Origin of the sequence: Staphylococcus sp. HMSC063F05 (assembly GCF_001837075.1) — a bacterium.
In the GTDB taxonomy this organism is placed as follows: Bacteria; Bacillota; Bacilli; order Staphylococcales; family Staphylococcaceae; genus Staphylococcus; species Staphylococcus epidermidis.
In genome coordinates, this window is sequence record NZ_KV831323.1 from 1 (window position 1) to 204 (window position 204).

1 protein-coding gene is annotated in these 204 nt (G+C 33.3%); it reads right to left on the bottom strand.

Annotation, left to right across the window (positions count from 1 at the left end; all coding sequences use genetic code 11):
• Positions 1 to 204 (bottom strand): transposase (locus HMPREF2576_RS02315; protein ID WP_141758105.1); only part of this gene is annotated, 204 nt, incomplete at both ends.

Below are 204 nucleotides of genomic sequence, written 5' to 3' on the forward strand. Positions count from 1 at the left end.
AATCGATTAATCGTTTTATAAGAAGGCTTTTGATTTTGTGATAGCCACATCATTCGGATACTATCATTGAGTAATTTTTCTATCTTACGTCCTGAAAACACAGATTGTGTGTAGGCATATAAAACTACTTTTAACATCATTTTTGGATGATATGATGTTGCACCTCGATGATGTCTGAATTCATCGAATTCAGTCTCGGGAATT